13 protein-coding genes and 2 pseudogenes are annotated in these 16,740 nt (G+C 65.2%); 14 read left to right on the forward strand and 1 reads right to left on the reverse strand.

Going from position 1 to position 16,740, the window contains the following annotated elements:
- Positions 1-1,631: pseudogene (locus AUJ55_04985) on the reverse strand (hypothetical protein).
- 387 nt (positions 1,632-2,018) lie between these two features.
- Here AUJ55_04985 and AUJ55_04990 point away from each other — a divergent pair.
- The 14 genes and pseudogenes from AUJ55_04990 (at position 2,019) to AUJ55_05055 (ending at position 16,276) form a co-directional block, all read left to right on the forward strand.
- Positions 2,019-2,336, forward strand: a complete 318-nt coding sequence (locus AUJ55_04990) for an ATPase (protein ID OIO58480.1) — start codon at positions 2,019-2,021, stop codon at positions 2,334-2,336.
- 4 nt (positions 2,337-2,340) lie between these two features.
- Positions 2,341-3,381: a hypothetical protein gene (locus tag AUJ55_04995; protein OIO58481.1), complete on the forward strand. Its 1,041-nt coding sequence runs from the start codon at positions 2,341-2,343 to the stop codon at positions 3,379-3,381.
- Between the two features lie 22 nt (positions 3,382-3,403).
- Entirely contained in the window at positions 3,404-5,272 is a 1,869-nt protein-coding gene (locus tag AUJ55_05000; GenBank protein OIO58501.1) for a hypothetical protein, read from the forward strand.
- Between the two features lie 160 nt (positions 5,273-5,432).
- A complete protein-coding gene (locus AUJ55_05005) occupies positions 5,433-5,741 on the forward strand; it encodes a hypothetical protein (GenBank protein OIO58482.1) in 309 nt (102 codons plus the stop codon).
- Between the two features lie 361 nt (positions 5,742-6,102).
- A complete protein-coding gene (locus AUJ55_05010; GenBank protein ID OIO58483.1) occupies positions 6,103-6,555 on the forward strand; it encodes an ATPase in 453 nt (150 codons plus the stop codon).
- Positions 6,540-6,872, forward strand: a pseudogene (locus AUJ55_05015) (hypothetical protein). The gene AUJ55_05010 and the pseudogene AUJ55_05015 overlap by 16 nt, the downstream one beginning before the upstream one ends.
- A complete protein-coding gene (locus tag AUJ55_05020; GenBank protein OIO58484.1) occupies positions 6,869-7,525 on the forward strand; it encodes a hypothetical protein in 657 nt (218 codons plus the stop codon). The pseudogene AUJ55_05015 and the gene AUJ55_05020 overlap by 4 nt, the downstream one beginning before the upstream one ends.
- An 89-nt stretch (positions 7,526-7,614) precedes the next feature.
- Positions 7,615-9,387: a V-type ATP synthase subunit A gene (locus AUJ55_05025; protein OIO58485.1), complete on the forward strand. Its 1,773-nt coding sequence runs from the start codon at positions 7,615-7,617 to the stop codon at positions 9,385-9,387.
- A gap of 390 nt (positions 9,388-9,777) precedes the next feature.
- The gene (locus tag AUJ55_05030; GenBank protein OIO58486.1) at positions 9,778-11,157 is read left to right on the forward strand and encodes a V-type ATP synthase subunit B; all 1,380 of its coding nucleotides are present in this window, start codon (positions 9,778-9,780) and stop codon (positions 11,155-11,157) included.
- A gap of 234 nt (positions 11,158-11,391) precedes the next feature.
- Complete coding sequence (locus tag AUJ55_05035; GenBank protein OIO58487.1) at positions 11,392-12,015, forward strand: V-type ATP synthase subunit D; 624 nt, start codon at positions 11,392-11,394, stop codon at positions 12,013-12,015.
- A gap of 14 nt (positions 12,016-12,029) precedes the next feature.
- On the forward strand, positions 12,030-12,890 hold the full coding sequence (locus tag AUJ55_05040; protein ID OIO58488.1) for a hypothetical protein: 861 nt from the start codon (positions 12,030-12,032) through the stop codon (positions 12,888-12,890).
- Complete coding sequence (locus tag AUJ55_05045; protein ID OIO58489.1) at positions 12,887-13,783, forward strand: hypothetical protein; 897 nt, start codon at positions 12,887-12,889, stop codon at positions 13,781-13,783. Before AUJ55_05040 ends, AUJ55_05045 begins: the two co-directional genes overlap by 4 nt.
- 100 nt (positions 13,784-13,883) lie before the next feature.
- Positions 13,884-14,360 (forward strand): hypothetical protein, encoded by a 477-nt coding sequence (locus AUJ55_05050; protein ID OIO58490.1) that lies wholly within the window; start codon positions 13,884-13,886, stop codon positions 14,358-14,360.
- Positions 14,357-16,276 (forward strand): hypothetical protein, encoded by a 1,920-nt coding sequence (locus tag AUJ55_05055; GenBank protein OIO58491.1) that lies wholly within the window; start codon positions 14,357-14,359, stop codon positions 16,274-16,276. Before AUJ55_05050 ends, AUJ55_05055 begins: the two co-directional genes overlap by 4 nt.
- The last annotated feature ends 464 nt before the right edge of the window (positions 16,277-16,740 follow it).

A 16,740-nucleotide genomic window follows, 5' to 3' on the forward strand; every position in this document is an offset into this window, starting at 1 on the left:
TTCTCATCAGCATGGACGGACGGGGCCGGGCGCTGGACAACGTCTTCATCGAACGTTTGTGGCGCACGGTGAAGTACGAAGAGATCTACCTGTACGACCATGCCGATGGGGTGGCGCTGCACCAGGGGCTCGACCGCTACTTCCGGTTTTACAACACCGAGCGCCCCCACAGTGCCCTCGGCGGCAAGACCCCAGAACAGGTCCATCAAACCCACGGCGGAACCACCCACCGCCACTAACCGTTTACAAATTTTCGCCCCCAAACTGTCCAAGGAGTGGGGTCCACCCCAGCGCTCGGTGATGTCGGGGAAGGCGACAAACCCGGCGATCAGCCTGCCCCGGTCGTCGTGGATGGGGGCGCCATTAACGATCTGCCAGCGCTCGCTGCCGTCCTTACGCACCACCTTGAGTTCGACGTTTTGGGTGGTTTCGCCCCGCAGCGCCCGGGCCAGCGGCAGATCATTGAGGTCGACCGGGTTGCCCTGGGGGTCGAAATCGCGCCAGGGCTGTTTCATCTCTTGAAGCTTCACCCCTTGCACGAAGGTCGGCTCGTCGTAGGTGCGCAGTTGTTCTGCGCAGGCCCGGTTGAAGGTCAGCTCTCCGGTCGGTTTGGCGATCGCCATGGGGATGGGGGATTGCTCGACGATCCCCTGGAAGAGCAACCGGGTCTCTTCCAACGCCTGTTCGGCCAGCTTGCGTTTGGTTTGGTCGGTCACCGCCCCCTCGATGTGGAGGATGTTGCCCCCCTCGTCGCGGGAGATCGTGGTGTGGTCCACCAGCCAATGCACCGAGCCGTCGGCGGCGAGGATGCGGTATTCCTGGGTGTAGCGGCTGTCGCCCGCCGCCAGATGGTCCGCCACCTCGTGCTCGATCCGCGTGCGGTCATCGGGGTGAATGAGGTCGCCGTAGACGATCTTGCCCGAGCGTAGATCCTCGGGGTTGTAGCCGAACTGCCGCTGCACGTTGGACGAAACGTAGGCGACCGGCCAGTTCTCCTCGTTTTTCCAGCGAAACAGCACCGTCGGGCTGTTTTCGACCACCGTCAGGGCATCTTGCAAGTCGCGAAAAATCAGCAGATGGGTCAGGGCATCGGTGATGCGGCGACCGACCTCCAGCAGCTGCCGCTCCTCCTCGGCGCTCCAGATGCGGTCAAAAGAGCACTGTTGAATTCCGAATTCCCAGGGTTGGCCGCTCCGGGGGTAGAGGGCGACCGACATAAGGGATTTGAAACCGAAGCGGGCGGCGATCTCGGCGGGCAGTGGGCGGTCGCTGCCGGGGCCGAATGTAAGCACCCCGTCGCTTTTCAGAAGCAGATCAAGCTTGGCTGCGATGTCGGGATCCATGGCAATGGTTTGGTTTCCCGCGCCCGCGCCGGGGTACTGCGGCCGGGTCCGCTCCATGGGGACCGACCAGGTTTCGGCCTTGGGATCGCAGGGGTAGAGCAGGTAGGCCCGGTCGCAAGCGAAGACCGCCAGCACCTCGTCGAGCACCCGCGCCATCATTGCGTCGAGGTCTTGGGTGCCTTGGATGGCCCGGTTGATCCGGTCTAGGTTGGCCCAAAAACGGGCGGCGGCAGGAACGTCGGCCTCTTCGGGTGGGGCGTCGGGGGGTGGGGAGGTGGGTAAAGTCATGGGTGTGCCTCCAACGCGGGTGCTTGCCGATTAGGGGGTTAGGTTAAGGAAACGCTGATTAAAGGCAAAACTCCGCCATTGAAGCGCCTGCAAATCCCCCCTGTCCCCCCTTTGACAAGGGGGGGACGCTCACGGGAGGGGTTCGGGTTGAGTTAATCAGCACTTCCCTAGTCGCTGCCCCTGGCTGAACTGGGACCCCAGGTGGGGCGCCCGGCCTGCACCAACTCAAGCCGATGGATCTCCGAAAGCAAGATCGGCGGCGTTTCTTTGTGGCGACCGCCCCATACTTTTTATGAGGCACCGTGATGCTGGCACCCCGTTCCCAACCCTCCCCCCCTCCGCTACCCTGATCGCGTCGTTCCCACGACCCCTGCCGGAGGCCCACCGATGGAAGACTCCCTCAAACGTTTGCTCGATGCCGAGGTTAAAGCCGAGGCGCTGATCGACGGCGCCAACGCCCAGAAAGAGGCGATGCTGCGTCAGGCCATCGAGGATGTCCGGCAGGCCGAGCGCCGCTTTGAAGAGCGCATCCCCGAGATTCAATCGAGCTTCGAAACCAAAGCGCAATCGAGGGCCGAGCAGGCGGTTGCGGCGTTGGAGCGGCGCTACCACGAGCGCGAAGGGCAGTTGGGGGCGCTGGCTGCCGCCCGGCACGACGAGGCGGTCGAGGCCGCCTTTGCCCTGTTGATCGACAGGGAGCGGTAAAACCATGAGTGGGGTCGCTGCCTACGCCTACCTCGACGCCCGGGTCGCCGGGATGAGCCGCCATTTGACCTCCCCCGCCCTGCTGGAACAGGCCATCGAAACCCACCCCAACAACATTGCGCCCCTGCTGCAACAGGCCGGAATCGCGGCGGGGGAGGGGGACCAAACCGGATTGCCCGAGGGCCTCAGCGCCCGCTGGTTGGCGGCGATCCTGGGGGAGGCACGTACCTTGATTCGGGCGCTGCACGGTCCCGACCGCGAACTGGCCCTGTTCTGGGTGCGGCAATTCGAGATCGGCAACCTCAAGACGATCCTGCGCGGGCGACTCAGCGGCCTGAACCGGGGCGCCATCGCTGGGCAGATGGTCGATCTGGGCCCCTTCGCCACCCTTCCGGTCGATGAATTGCTGCGCACCGAGGACCCCGCCGAGCTGCTGCGCCTGCTTGAAAAAACCTCGTTTGCCGACATCGCCCGCCAGGCCCGCCGCACCCTGGACGAACACCAAGACCTCTTCGAGATCGACGCCGCCATCGACCGCCGTTATTACGCCGGACTCTGGGCCAAGGTCACCGCCCTGCCCGCCGCCGCCCGACAAGAGGTTCGCCCCCTGCTGGGGCGGGAGATCGATCGCATCAACCTGGTGTGGCTGCTGCGCTACCGCCTGACCTACCGTTTCCCCCCCGCCAAGACCTACTTTTTGCTGGTTCCGGCCACCTATCGCCTGACCTCGGCCCATTTGCTGACCCTGACCCAGAGCGAAACGCTGCCCCAGGTGCTCAAGCAGCTTCCCCCCCCCTTTGTCACCCTGCTGGGCGGGGCGGGCAACATCACCGATGTGGCGTTGCTGCTTGAACGCGAACTACGCCGGTTTGCCTTCCAAACCCTGCATCTACGCAGGTTTTCGCTGGCGCGGGTGATGGCCTACCTGGTGCTGCGCGAGTTGGAGCGCCGCCGTTTACCCACCGCCTTGAAGGGGCGGGAGTTGGGGCTGACGGGAGAGACCATCCGCTACGCCGCCGGGTTGGAGGAGGGATCCTATGCTTGAGGCGCTGTTCCAGCCGCTGCCGATGCAACGGATCCATCTGCAGGTGATGCGCGAGGATGCTTCTCGCGCCGCCCTGGCGCTGGCTGAACTGGGGATTTTTCATCCCGAGCCGACCGGGCGCTGGGAGGAGCGGCTCCCTGAGCAGCCGGGGGCCCGTTACCGCGAGGTCTACCGCGAAGCCCAAGGGCGCTTTGACAAACTCTGGGGTTTGTTGGGCGATGCCCGCGAAGATCTCCCCCCCGATGGTCCGCCCAGGGAGGTCCCCATCGAGGAATTGGTGGCGCTCAACATGAAGCTGGGGAGGTGGTGGCACGAGGTCTCGGCGCTAGAGGAGCAAACCCACCGCCTTGAGGATGAACGTCACGCCAAGCTGCAACTGCTGGCCAGCCTGGAGCGGTTCGGGCAGCTCGACATTGATCTGTCGCGTTTGCAGGAGCGGCGCCGTTTTCTCGATTTGCACCTGGGCACAGTGCCGCTGGCCAACCTGCGCCGTCTGCGCGAATCGCTGGGGCTATCCCAGTATTTGGTGCAGTCGTTCCGCGAGGTGGCGGATCTAGCCCATGTGGTGGTGGTTGGCCCCTCTGCAGAGGAGCGGGACGAGGTGCGGGGGCTGCTGGCCGCCGCCGGGTTCGTCGCCACCCCAATCCCCAAAGAATTCCGGGACCGGCCCGAAACGGTGCACAAAGAGCTGGACGCCCGCTTGGCCACCATCACCGACGAACTCAAGGCGGTGGAGGGGCAGATCAAGGCGTTTGCCCAAGTCCATCGGGACGAACTGCTTCAAGCCTGGCGCGCCCTGACCTGGGCCGCCCCGCTGGCGTTTTTATCGCCGACGTTGCGGGGCATGGGGGGGCTGGCGCTGATCCACGGCTGGATGCCCAAGGATCGGGTCCGCGAGGCCGACCAAGCCTTGCACCGCTACCTGAAAAACCCCTACGTGCTCGAATCGCGCGATCCCCAGCCCGAGGAGCGCTGGGAGGTCCCCTCGGCGCTGCGTCACCGCTTCATCCTGCGCCCCTTCGCCACCTTGGTGAAAAACTACGGCATCCCCCGTTACGGCGAGGTCGATCCGACCCTGCTCTTTGCCGTCACCTTCATCGCCATGTTCGGCATGATGTTCGGCGACATCGGCCACGGTCTGACCATCGCCCTGGGGGGGTGGCTGCTGCGGGGCAAACTCAAGAGTTTCACCCCCTTCGTGATGGCGGCGGGGGTTGCCTCGACCCTGTTCGGCTGGATGTACGGCTCGATCTTTGGCTTTGAAGAGATCGTCGAACCACTGTGGATTTCACCCTTAAGCGACCCGATGTTGATGCTGATGGTGGCGCTGTATTGGGGGATCGGCTTCATTGTGGTAGCGACGATGTTGACGATCCGCAACCGCTTGGTGGAGCGCCGCTGGGGGGAGGCGCTCTTCGACGGCAAGGGGCTGGCGGGGCTGGCCCTCTACCTGGGGGGGCTGGAATCGGCCCGCGCCGCCACTCTGGGGCGGTTTGGCATGGGCGAGGCCCTGGCGATGGCGATTCCTCTGCTGGTGATTTTGACCTACGGCTGGAATCGCAGCAGCAGCCGGGGGGGCGAGAAACTGCTGGTGGTTGGGATCGAAGGGTTCGAGACGGTCATGGGTTTTATTGCCAACACGTTGTCGTTTTTGCGTGTGGCCGCCTTCAGCCTGAACCACGTCGCCCTGGCGGTGGCGGTGTTCACCTTGGCCGAGATGATGGGGTCGACCGGACACTGGGTCACAGTGGTGTTGGGTAACCTCTTCATCCTGGTGCTGGAGGGGGGGATTGTGGCCATCCAGGTGCTGCGCCTGGAGTACTACGAGGGGTTTTCAAGGTTCTTTCAAGGGGATGGGAAGGAGTTCAAGCCGTTGGTGTTGGGGCGGTAATTTGGGTGGATGGCGCCATTAGGGTGGGGTGGGGGCTGATCGGCCCATCCTTCGTCCTGCGACAGGCTCTGGATGAGCGCACTTAAGTTATTGAACAACCTATCAAAACGAAGGGCGAAGGATGAGCCGAACAACCTCCGTCTTGTCGCAAGGAGGCACCATGTCGTTCTGGGTTTACATCCTCAAATGTGTCGACGGCAGCTATTACATCGGCCACACCGATAACCTGGAATATCGGCTTGCCCAGCATCAATCGGGGGAAATCCCCGGTTACACCCGATTTCGTCGCCCGGTCGAATTGGCATTTTCTGAGTATTTCGACTCAAGGGAACAGGCTTTCGAAAACGAACGGCGCTTGAAGGGGTGGAGCCGAGCGAAGAAAGAGGCGCTGATCCGGGGGGATTGGGAGGCTGTTTCGGAATTGGCGAGGGGGCGAAGTGGGAGGCCGAAAGGTGGGGACCGGGGTTGATTGGCTCGTCCCTCGACAAGCTCGGGATGAGCGGATTTGGGTTTTGGAAACGACCCATCAATCTCAACCCACCCACCCTGAGCTCATCCTGAACTTGTCAAAAAACGAAGGGTGGACTGTTGAACCCCCCGGCAGGGGGGGCCGGGGTTGATTGGCTCGTCCCTCGCCCTGCGACAAACCCAGGATGAGCTCGGAACAAGAAGTTATTGAGTAGGCAGTCAGTCCACAAAACAAAATCCGCTCATCCCGAGCTTGTCGAGGGACGAGCCCCGAACCCCCGCCGGTTCAACCTAGAACTCAGCAGATTGTTTACCGTGTCGGCCACCTCAACCGGTCCGACCATATTCAAAAGGAGCTCGCCATGTACTGGCTCGTTGCCCTGATGTCGCTCAGCCTGCTGGGGATGATGGCCCTGGGGGTTTGGCTCGAATTCAAACCGGTCACCGACCGGGTCAAGGTGCCCCGGTGGTTTCGCGGCACGGTGGCGGTCAATCTGCTCACCTTCGTCGCCGCCGAGGTGGGGCTGCTCCTCTTCGGGGTGCACGACGTGATGGCGGCTGAACCTGCGGTGGCCGGGGCGGCCCGAGAAATCTCGGTGGGGATGGGGCTGGCGTTGATCGGCATCGGCATCCCCACGGCGCTGGCCGCCATTGGAGCGGGGATCGCCGTGGGGCCGGTGGGGGCCGCCTCCTTGGCGGTCATCAGCGAAAAGCCCGAGATGTTTGGCCGCTCCCTGATCTACCTGGGTCTGGCCGAGGGGATCGCCATTTATGGCCTGGTTGTGACCATCCTTTTGCTGGGAAAAATCGGATGAGACTGATCGCCCTGGGCTCCCACCACCTGACCGAGGGGCTGGCGCTGCTCGGCTTCGAGACCATCCCTGGCGCCGATAGCGCGGCGGTGGAGCGGTTGCTCGAAGGGCTGTGCAAGGGGGGGGAGGCGGCGATGGTGTTGTTGGAGGACCACCTGGCCCGGGCCGGAGGGCTTTGGCTCGACCGGGTGCGGATGCGCGAATCGCGCATCGTCGTGGTCGAAATCCCCCCCCTGAGTGCCCCGCGCGACTACCACCCTGCGGTGGAGGATCTGGTGCGCCGGGTGCTGGGGGCCTCGGCGCTGGAGGGACCGAAATGAATCCCGACGAACGACAGGTTCACGCCCTTGAGGAGGCGCTGCTGGCCCGCGCCGAATCGACCGCCGAAGAGATCCGGCGTGAATCCAAGGCGGCCCGCGACCGGGCGCTCGCCGAGGGGGCCGACCGGCTGCGGCTGCGCGAAGAGCGGGAGATGCTCTCCGCCCAGGCCCGCTCGGAGCGGCTCTTCCGCCGCCGCATGCAGGCGGCTGAAATCCGGTTGCAAGGGTCGCTCGACAAGGCGCGCTGGGGGTTGATCCAGAAGGTGCTGGGCGGGGTGCGGCAACGGTTTCAAACACTTACCGAAGATGAACAAGCCTACCTTGCTTGGCTGGGGACCACGGTGGCTGCGGGACTTGCCGAACTCGAAGGGGAGGTGACGGTGGCGCTCAACCAACGCGACCTCGACCGCCTGACCCCGCAGTGGGCCACCTGGATCGAGGGGACCGCGCCGGGCCGCAAGGTGACCTTGAATCCCGAGCCGGTCATCACCCTGGGGGGGGCGCTGCTGATCGCCAAGGGGGGGCGGATTCGGGTCGACGAGACCTTCGAAGGGCGGATGGAGCGTATGAGCGAGGCGATGCACCGGGCGGCGATGGAACACCTGTTCGCCAACGCCGAGGAGATGGGGGTGGGGGTTTATGGCAATGTGTGACGCGATGGCGGTCGCGACCGCCCGCATCGCCCGGTCTCCGGGCGAATATTTTTCCCCCCTCCAAAACCAACACCCCCCCGAGGCGAGCCATGGGTAAGATCGTTTCGGTCAACGGCCCCATCGCCATCGTCGATCTGCCCGGTCTACGCATGGGGGAGCAGGTGCGGCTGGGCGAGATGGCGCTGATCGGCGAGGTCATCACCCTGGAGGGGCGTCAGGCGGTGGTGCAGGTCTACGAGCCGACCGAGGGGGTGCGTCCCGGCGAAAAGGTGGAGCGACTCGGCCATCCCCTTTCGGTGGAGCTGGGGCCGGGGCTGCTCGGCTCCATCTTCGACGGGGTGCAGCGCCCTCTTAAGGTGTTGTACGAAACCTTTGGGGACCAGATCGGGCGGGGGGTGCACATTCCGGCGCTTGATCGCGACAAACGCTGGGATTTCACCCCCGCCGCCCACAAGGTCGGCGATACCCTGACGCCGGGGACGGTGCTGGGGACCATCCCCGAGACCGCGTCGATCCAGCACCGGGTCATGCTCCCCCCCGATGGCTCCGGCGAACTGCTCTGGCTGGCCGACGCCGGACAGGTCACCGTCGAGACCCCCATCGCCCGCATCCGTCTGCCCAACGGTCTGGAGCGCGAGCTGACCCCGATGCAGCGCTGGCCGGTGCGCTTGCCCCGCCCCTACGTCGAGCGCGACCACGCGGTCGTGCCGTTGATTACCGGGCAGCGCATTCTCGACACCTTTTTTCCCCTGCTCAAAGGGGGCAAGGGGGCGGTGCCGGGGCCGTTCGGGGCGGGCAAAACGGTGGTGCAGCAGCAGATTGCCCGTTGGTCCAGCGCCGATATCGTCGTCTATGTCGGCTGCGGGGAGCGGGGCAACGAGATGGTCGATGTGCTCGAAACCTTCCCCAACCTGCAAGACCCCCTCACCGGCCGCACCCTGATGGAGCGCACCCTGCTGGTCGCCAATACCTCGAATATGCCGGTGGTGGCCCGCGAGGCCTCGATCTACGTCGGCGTCACCATCGCCGAGTACTACCGCGACCAAGGGTTCGATGTGGTGATGGTGGCCGACTCGACCAGTCGCTGGGCCGAGGCGCTGCGCGAAGTGGCGGGCCGTTTGGGGCAGATGCCGGTGGAGGAGGGGTACCCCGCCTATCTGTCGTCGCGGCTGTCGGCTTTTTACGAGCGGGCGGGGCGGGTGCATACCCTGGGTGGTGGGCTCGGCTCGGTCACCCTGATTGGCGCGGTATCCCCCCCCGGCGGTGACTTTTCAGAGCCGGTCACCAGCCACACCAAAGAGATCGTCCAGACCTTCTGGGCGCTCTCCAAAGCGTTGGCCGACGCCCGCCACTACCCTTCGGTCGATTGGAACGACAGCTTTTCGACCGATGTGAACACCGCCGCCCGCTGGTGGACCGCCGAGATCGACGCCACCTGGGCCGCTCGCCGCGCCGAGGCGTTGGCGCTGTTGGCCCAGGCCGAGGAGCTGTCGCGCATCGTCAACCTGGTCGGCCCCGAGGCGCTGTCCGATTTGCAGCGCTGGACGTTGGAGGCGGCGGCGCTGATCCGCGAGGGGGTGCTCCAGCAAAGCGCGCTCGACCCCGTCGACAGTTATTGCCCCCCGCGCAAACAGTTCGCCCTGCTCGATCTGGCAATCGCCATCCACCGTCAGGGCAAAGATTTACTCGCCCTGGGGGTCCCCATCCGCACCCTGATGGCGCTCCCCCTGCTGGCCCGCGCCCGCCGTCTGAAGAGCGAGGTCGAGGGGGGGGATACCGCCGCAATCGCGGCCTTCCGCGAGGAGGTGGGTCGGGCGATGGATGGGATTCGCTTGGAATACAGTGGGGGGGAAAAGCGGTAGAAAACGCCCCCCTTCAAAACGGGGGGTGGGGGGGATTTTCGGGCGCCCCCAATACCCACCCAGTGGGCAGCGTCATTCCGGGTTCCCCATTGGAGCCCCGGAATGACGCCGGTCATGAAAAAAACGTGTAGGAGCGCCGCCCCCGGCGCGATTGCTTGTCATCCCCGCGCAGGCGGGGATCCAGTTCGAAGGCAAGATCGGTGGTCGCGCCAACGCACGAAGGGGGAGACAACCCGGCCCCGCTTGGGTCGACAGGTGCGGAAGGGGCGGCGTTGCTCACGCAACCCGGGTTCCCGCTTTTGCGGGAAAGACGCCGGTCATGCAAAAAACGTGTAGGAGCGCCGCCCCCGGCGCGATTGCTTGAACGCGATGACATTTTTCGAGGTTCTTATGCCCCACCCCGAATACCGCATGGCCACACAAGCCCAGGGCGCCCTGTTGTTTTTACAGGGGGTGCCCGGCGTTGCGTTGGGGGAGCGGGTGGTGGTGCACGACCACGCCGGGGGGCGGCGCAACGGGCAGGTGATCCAGACCTCCGACGATCTGGTGCTGGTGCAGGTCTTCGAGGGGACCGACGACCTCGACCTGGAGCAAACCTGGGTCCGCTTTTTGGGCCGTCCCTTTGAGATGTCGTTGTCCCCCGACCTGCTTGGCCGGATCTTCGACGGCATCGGCCGCCCCCGCGACGACCGCCCTCCCCTGATTTCGAGCCTCAAGCGCAACGTTAACGGCGCAGCGGTCAATCCGGCGGCCCGGGCCTACCCCAAGGAGTTCATCCAGACCGGCATCTCGACCATCGACGGTCTCAACTCCCTGGTGCGGGGGCAGAAGCTGCCGATCTTCTCGGGCTCGGGGCTGCCCCACAACCGGCTGGCGGCCCAGATTGTCCGGCAGGCGCGGCTTCCCGGCGAGGAGAGCAACTTTTCCGTCGTTTTCGCCGCCATGGGGGTTTCCTACTCCGACGCCCGCTTCTTTCAAGAGGATTTCGAATCCTCCGGGGTGCTGGGCAACGTGGCGATGTTCATCAACCTGGCCGACGACCCCCCCATCGAGCGGCTGATTTTGCCCCGCACCGCGCTGACCGCCGCCGAATACCTCGCCTTCGACCTCGACCGCCACGTCTTGGTCGTCATCACCGACATGACCCACTACGCCTCGGCGCTGCGCGAGGTCGCCACCGCCAAGGGGGATGTGCCGGCCCGCAAGGGGTACCCCGGTTACCTCTACTCCGATCTGGCCGAGATCTACGAGCGGGCCGGGCGGATCCGGGGACGCAAAGGTTCGATCACCATGGTGCCGATTCTGACCATGCCCTCGGACGACATTACCCACCCGATCCCCGATCTGACCGGCTACATCACCGAGGGGCAGATTGTGCTTTCGCGTGAGCTGCACAACCAAGGGGTCTACCCCCCGGTCCACATCCCCCCCTCTTTAAGTCGATTGATGAAGGACGGCATCGGCAAGGACGACACCCGCGAGGACCACCCCCGGGTCGCCAGCCAGCTCTACGCCGCCTACGCACGCGCCCTTGAGGTGCGCAATCTGGCCTCGATCATCGGCGCCGACGAGCTATCCGATCTGGATCGGGCCTACATGACCTTCGCCGAGACCTTCGAGGCCCGCTTTGTCGGCCAGGGTGAGGACGAATCCCGCACCGTGCTCGAAACCCTGAATCTGGCCTGGGACTTGATCTCGCTGCTGCCCGCCGACGCGTTGAGCCGGGTCAGCGAGGCCGATTTGAAGCGGTACCACCGGTATGGGGGGTAGGAAGATGAGATTTGGCCGGATCCTTCAAGAATCGCCCGACCTGTCCCCTCTCCCCAGGCATGGGGAGAGGGTTAGGGTGAGGGGTGGCCGCAGGACGACGGGCGGATGGATTTGGCTTCATACCTTTGCGTTGAGCGCTGCCCCGTGCTTGAACGACAGGCCTCCGATCACCGCCCCCTCACCCCGACCCTTTCCCCCTAAGGGGGCGAGGGGGAACATCGACGGCACCCTCCCATGGCCCGCCTGAAAATCCCCCCCACCAAGAGCGCCCTGCTCGACCTGCGCCGCCGGGTCGATTTTTTGGAGCAGGGGCACGCCATGCTCGAACGTAAGAAGGAGCTGCTCACCCGGCTGGTTTACGACCGCCTGAATCACTACCGGCAACTGCGCGGCGAGGTGCGGCGGGGGTTGGAGGAGGCCTACCGCTGGTTGGGCATCGGCCAAGCCCGCATGGGTAGTCAGGTCTTCCGCCAGATTGCCACCGGGATGCGGCCCGGCATCGCGGTGACGGTGCTGCCCCGCAGCCACTTGGGGGTCGAGTACCCCTCGGTCACTGCCACCCCTCTGCCGCTGCAACCGGTGGGGCTGCTCGGTACCGACCCGAGCCTGGACGAAACCCGCACCCGCCTGACCGACACGGCGGTGCTGCTGGCCCGGTTGGGGGAGGCCGAGACGGCGCTGTGGCGGCTGCTGGAGGAACAACGCAAAACCCAGAAGCGGGTCAACGCCCTGAAATACAACATTATTCCCCGCTACCACGAGACCATCGCCTTCATCGAGGCCAGCCTGGAGGAGGAGGAGCGCAGCGCCCTGTTTCAGGTCAAGGTGCTGCGAGAAAAACGGGCGCGTGCGAAATAGTGGCCCCCATCGCTATGAGCTTGCGCCGCACCTGGCTTGTCCCCCTCCTTCTCATCCTCTCTGCCGCCCTCTGGCTTAACCGCTGCACCCCCGCCCTCTTTTGGCCCCTGCCCGACTGGCACGACGATCCCCGCTTGAGCCGTTTTCAAGTCGTCCCCGAGACCCTGACCACCCCCGACGGCGAGCACCTGGCAGCTTTGTGGATCACCCCCAAGCCGCCAAGCCAACCCAAGGGGGTCGTCCTCTTCATGCACGGCAACGCTGGGAACATCAGCTACCACTGGGAGGGGTTTCTGTGGTTGGTCGAGGCGGGGTACGGGGTGTTGGTCTTCGATTACCGGGGCTACGGCGACTCGACCGGCATCCCCACCCTGACGGGGATTCACGTGGATGGCGCGACCGCCCTGAGCCGCGCCGCCCAGTTGCACCGCCCAATCGGCGGCCCGTTGATCGTATTCGGTCAATCGTTGGGCAGCGCGGTGGCGACCTTGACCGTCGCCCACGCCCCCGAGAAGGGGGCGGTGGCGGGGTTGTTGCTCGACGGTGCCTTCGCCCGTTATGCCGAGTTGGGGCGCGAGCACTGGGGCAATGGGTGGTTGACCTGGCCGTTGCAATACCCCCTGAGCTGGCTGGTGCCGGGGGGCTTTGATCCCGTCGATGCCATCGGCGCTGTGGTTCCAGTGCCGATCCTGATGTTGGCGGGGGAGGGGGATCGGGTGGTGCCGCTGCGGCACAGTGTGGCCCTGCATGAGGTGGCGTCCGCAAGCCGGTTGATTCGGGTGCCGGGGGCCGAGCATCTGGGAACATTGGATGGGGTTGGGGTGAAGGGGGCGGTGTTGGGGTGGTTGGCGGGGCTGAGCGAGGGTAAGCCATGACGGGGTGGACAAATCAATCGGGGCGTTGGAAGAGGCGGTTGTTTCTGGGGGGGCTCCTCCTCCTGGGGCTATCGGGCTGTGCCTCTATGCTCTTCCATCCCAGCCACGACTGGCATCCCCCCTCGGTGTTGGACCGTTTTGACCACCAACCCTTGAGTTTCACCAGCGCGGACGGGGTCATCCTCGATGGTTTGCGCGTCGCCCCCAAGGGATGCACCCCCAAGGGGACGCTCCTGTTTTTTCACGGCAATGCCGACAACCTCAGCGGCCACCTCGGACAGGTGCTGTGGCTGGTGCAAGCGGGGTATCAGGTGATCGCCTTCGATTACCGGGGCTATGGCCGCTCGGGCGGCGAGCCAGACCTGGCGGGAATGCACCGCGACGGCGAGGCGGTACTGGAGCAAAGCCTCAAGCTGCCGTCGGTCGATCCCGAGCGCTTGGCGGTGCTGGCCCAATCGCTGGGGGGGGCGGTGGCGATCCACACCGTGGCGACCTCCCCTTTGAAAGGGTCCGTGCGCTTCCTTGCGGTCGAGGGGGTTTTCAGCGGTTACCGGCGCATCGCCCAGGACAAGGCGGCCAGTTTCTTCCTGACGTGGCCCTTTCAGATCCCCATCCGTTGGGGGTTCGACGACACCTACAGCCCCGACCGCTTCATCGCCCAAGTCGCCCCGGTGCCGCTGTTGCTGATCGAAAGCGGGGAGGATCCGGTCATTCCCGAGGGGCATGCCAAGCGACTGTACGATTTGGCGAAGGATCCCAAGGGGCTGTGGACGGTCAACGATGGCGCGGGCCACATCGAAGCCTTTGCCAACCCCGAGGTGCGGGGGCGGTTTCTTGAGGCGCTGGAGCAATACCTGGGCCCGCCCCCGGAGGGGGGATGTGGACAGCGGTGATTGATCTCACGTGACCTTTTTGATCTGGGTTGTCATGCTCTCAGCATTCTGAGGATGGGTGAACATTTTCACCCCCCGACCCACAAGCTTGGAGGCTGTCATGAAGAAATTGCTTGTTGCTGCCGTTGCTGTTCCCGCCCTGATGCTGGCCGCCGCCCCCGCCGCCTTGGCTGGTGGAAAAGACAACGTCGGTTGTGGTCTGGGGACCCAGGTCTTCGGCAGCAAAATGAACAACTCTCTGGTGTTCCAGGTGCTCGCCGCCACCACCAACGGGATTTCGGCCAATCAGACTTTCGGCATCTCGACCGGCACTCTGGGCTGCGACAAACCCAGCACCGTCGCCTCCAACGAGCGTCTGAACGAGTACGTGCAGGGCAACATGGATCTTCTGGCCCGCGACATCGCCATGGGCAAGGGCGAAACCCTCGACGCCCTGGCCGAGCTAATGGGGGTTCAGGCGGGCAGTCAGTCGCTGTTCAACCTGACCCTGCAAGCCAACTTCGCCCAGATCTTCCCCTCCGAGGGGGTCCAATCGGCCCACGTCATCGACGCCATCGTGCGTGTGACCCAGGGTTGATCGAGCGTTTGACCGCCGTGATGCACAGCTGGATCAAGGGGATGCGGGCAACCGCATCCCCTTTTTTTTGCCTGTTTGGGTTGTTGGCGGCGTGGCCCGCATGGGCCGACGCCGCACCGGCCGACGCCTGGATCGCCCAGGCCCGCGCCGGCCACTGGGCCCAGGAGCGGATGTGGCGGGTGCTGCTCCACTTTCGGGGCGACGAGCCCCAAAGCCTGATCGACGATCCCCTCTTTTTCCTTGCGCCCCAAGGCTTCCACGATCCCGAGGCGGAGCTTGAGGCGACCTTGGCCGGGATGGCGACGGGGGGGGAGCCCGACGAGGCGACCGTCTGCCGCTTCCCGGCCCGGAGCCTGTGGCTGCGCGATAAGCTGGGGCTTCCCCCCGAGGCGCTGCCGCAGGTCTCCTGCCCGACGCTGGACAAGGGGCTGGCCAACATGGAGCCGCGCGCCGCCACCCTGGTGTATCCGGTGGGCGACATGAACAGCCCCGGCACCATGTTTGGCCATACCCTGCTGCGCATCGACGGCGGTTTTGAGAGCCCGCTGCTCTCGTATGCCATCAGCTATGCCGCCCAGTTCGACCCCGACGCCAACAGCTTGGCCTACATCTACAAGGGGATCTTTGGCGGCTACCCCGGCCGCTACTCGGTGCAGCCCTACTTCGAGAAGGTCAAGGAGTACAGCAACCTCGACCAACGCGACATCTGGGAATACCGCCTGACGTTGAGCCCCGAGCAGGTCCGGCGCATGGTGCTGCACGCCTTCGAGATCCACCGCACGACCTCCGACTATTATTTCCTCGACGAAAACTGCTCCTACAACCTGCTGTTTCTCGTCGAGGCGGCCCGTCCCGACCTGCACCTGACCGACCGGTACAACCTCTGGGTCACCCCCGGCGACACGGTGGCCGACATCCGGGCGGCGGGGTTGATTCAAGAGGTGCGCTATCGCCCTTCCCAGTCCAGCCGCCTGTGGTTTCAGGCGGGGCAGATGAGCCCCGAGCAGGTCGAGTGGGCGGCCGATCTGGCCCATGGGGAGGCCACGGTCGAGCAGTTGGATGAGGGGGGGATGGAGGTCGCGGCGCAGACGACCGTCTTGGACGCCGCCAGCGAGCTCCTGCGCCTGGACTACGGCAAACACCGATTGACCCAGGCTGCGTACCTGCCCCGCTTTCTCGCCCTGTTGCGGGCTCGCAGTGCTCTGGGCAGTCCCAGCGGCGACCCCGAAATGCCATTCCCCCCCCGTCCCGACCTGGGCCATCCCCCTTCGCGTATGGTCGCAATGGTGGGAGGGCAGGGGGGCGACGGCTTCGTCGAGTGGCGCTACCGTCCCGCCTACCACGAGCTACTCGACCCCGCCCCCGGTTACGGCGATGGGAGTGAGATTCAGTTTTTGCCGATCAGTGTCCGTTATTACCCCGCCTTGAAGCGGGCCCGCTTGCAGCAGCTCGATCTGTTCCGCATCGACTCCCCGGCGCCGCGCAGTCCCTTTTTCTCGCCCATCTCGTGGCGGGTTCGGCTGGGCTGGAGCGCCAGCGATCCCTTGGACCCTTTGGCTCCTGTCATGGCGCGCCTTGCCCCTGGTCTGGGCGGTACTTGGCGGCTGGGGGGGCAAACCCTGGGCTACGTGATGGCCCAGGCCGAACTGGCCGCCTCGCAGCATTGGGGCAAGGGGTACCGCTTGGGGGGCGGCGGCGTGGTTGGCGCGGTCTGGCACGAGGGGGGCTGGGGGATGCGCGGCGAGGTCGGGACGATCGCCTACGGCCCTGGTCGAGCGGTGTGGGAACGACGGGCCAGTCTGGCCGCCAGTTGGAGTGTCGATCCCGATTGGGCGTTGCGAGGCGAGGGGGAGGTGGTGGAGCGGGATGGACGGCAGGTGGCGACCTGGATGTTGGGGTGGGCGGGGTATTTCTGAGGGGCATTCCCCCAACTGATTGCTCCTTCCCCTCCTGGTGGGAGGCCGGTTGGGGGTGCAACCAGTCTCCAACGGCAACGCTCTTGCCGCTGGCCCCATTCGTCCTTCATATGCCCGGTATTTGTCAGGGGGGAGGGAGACCCATTCGAGGGGTGGAATGACGTCGACTCGCCCGCCCGCAGACAACAAGGTTTTGATAGAAGCCGCCGGTGATCGGCGTCGGGGACGCCTCCACAACACCGCACCGCATCGTCTGTAGGAGCGCCGCCCTCGGCGCGATGCTTCGTTGACCGTTCGAATAGGCTGTTCCCGCCGGTGATCGGCGTCGGGGACGCCTCCTACAAAACCGCACCGCATCGTCCGTAGGAGCGCCGCCCTCGGCGCGAGCTTTGTTGACCGTTCGAATAGGCTGTTCCCGCCGGTGATCGGCGTCGGGGACGCCTCCTACAAAACCGCACCGCATC

The sequence above is a fragment of the Proteobacteria bacterium CG1_02_64_396 genome (genome assembly GCA_001872725.1).
In the GTDB taxonomy this organism is placed as follows: domain Bacteria; phylum Pseudomonadota; class MNWR01; order CG1-02-64-396; family CG1-02-64-396; genus CG1-02-64-396.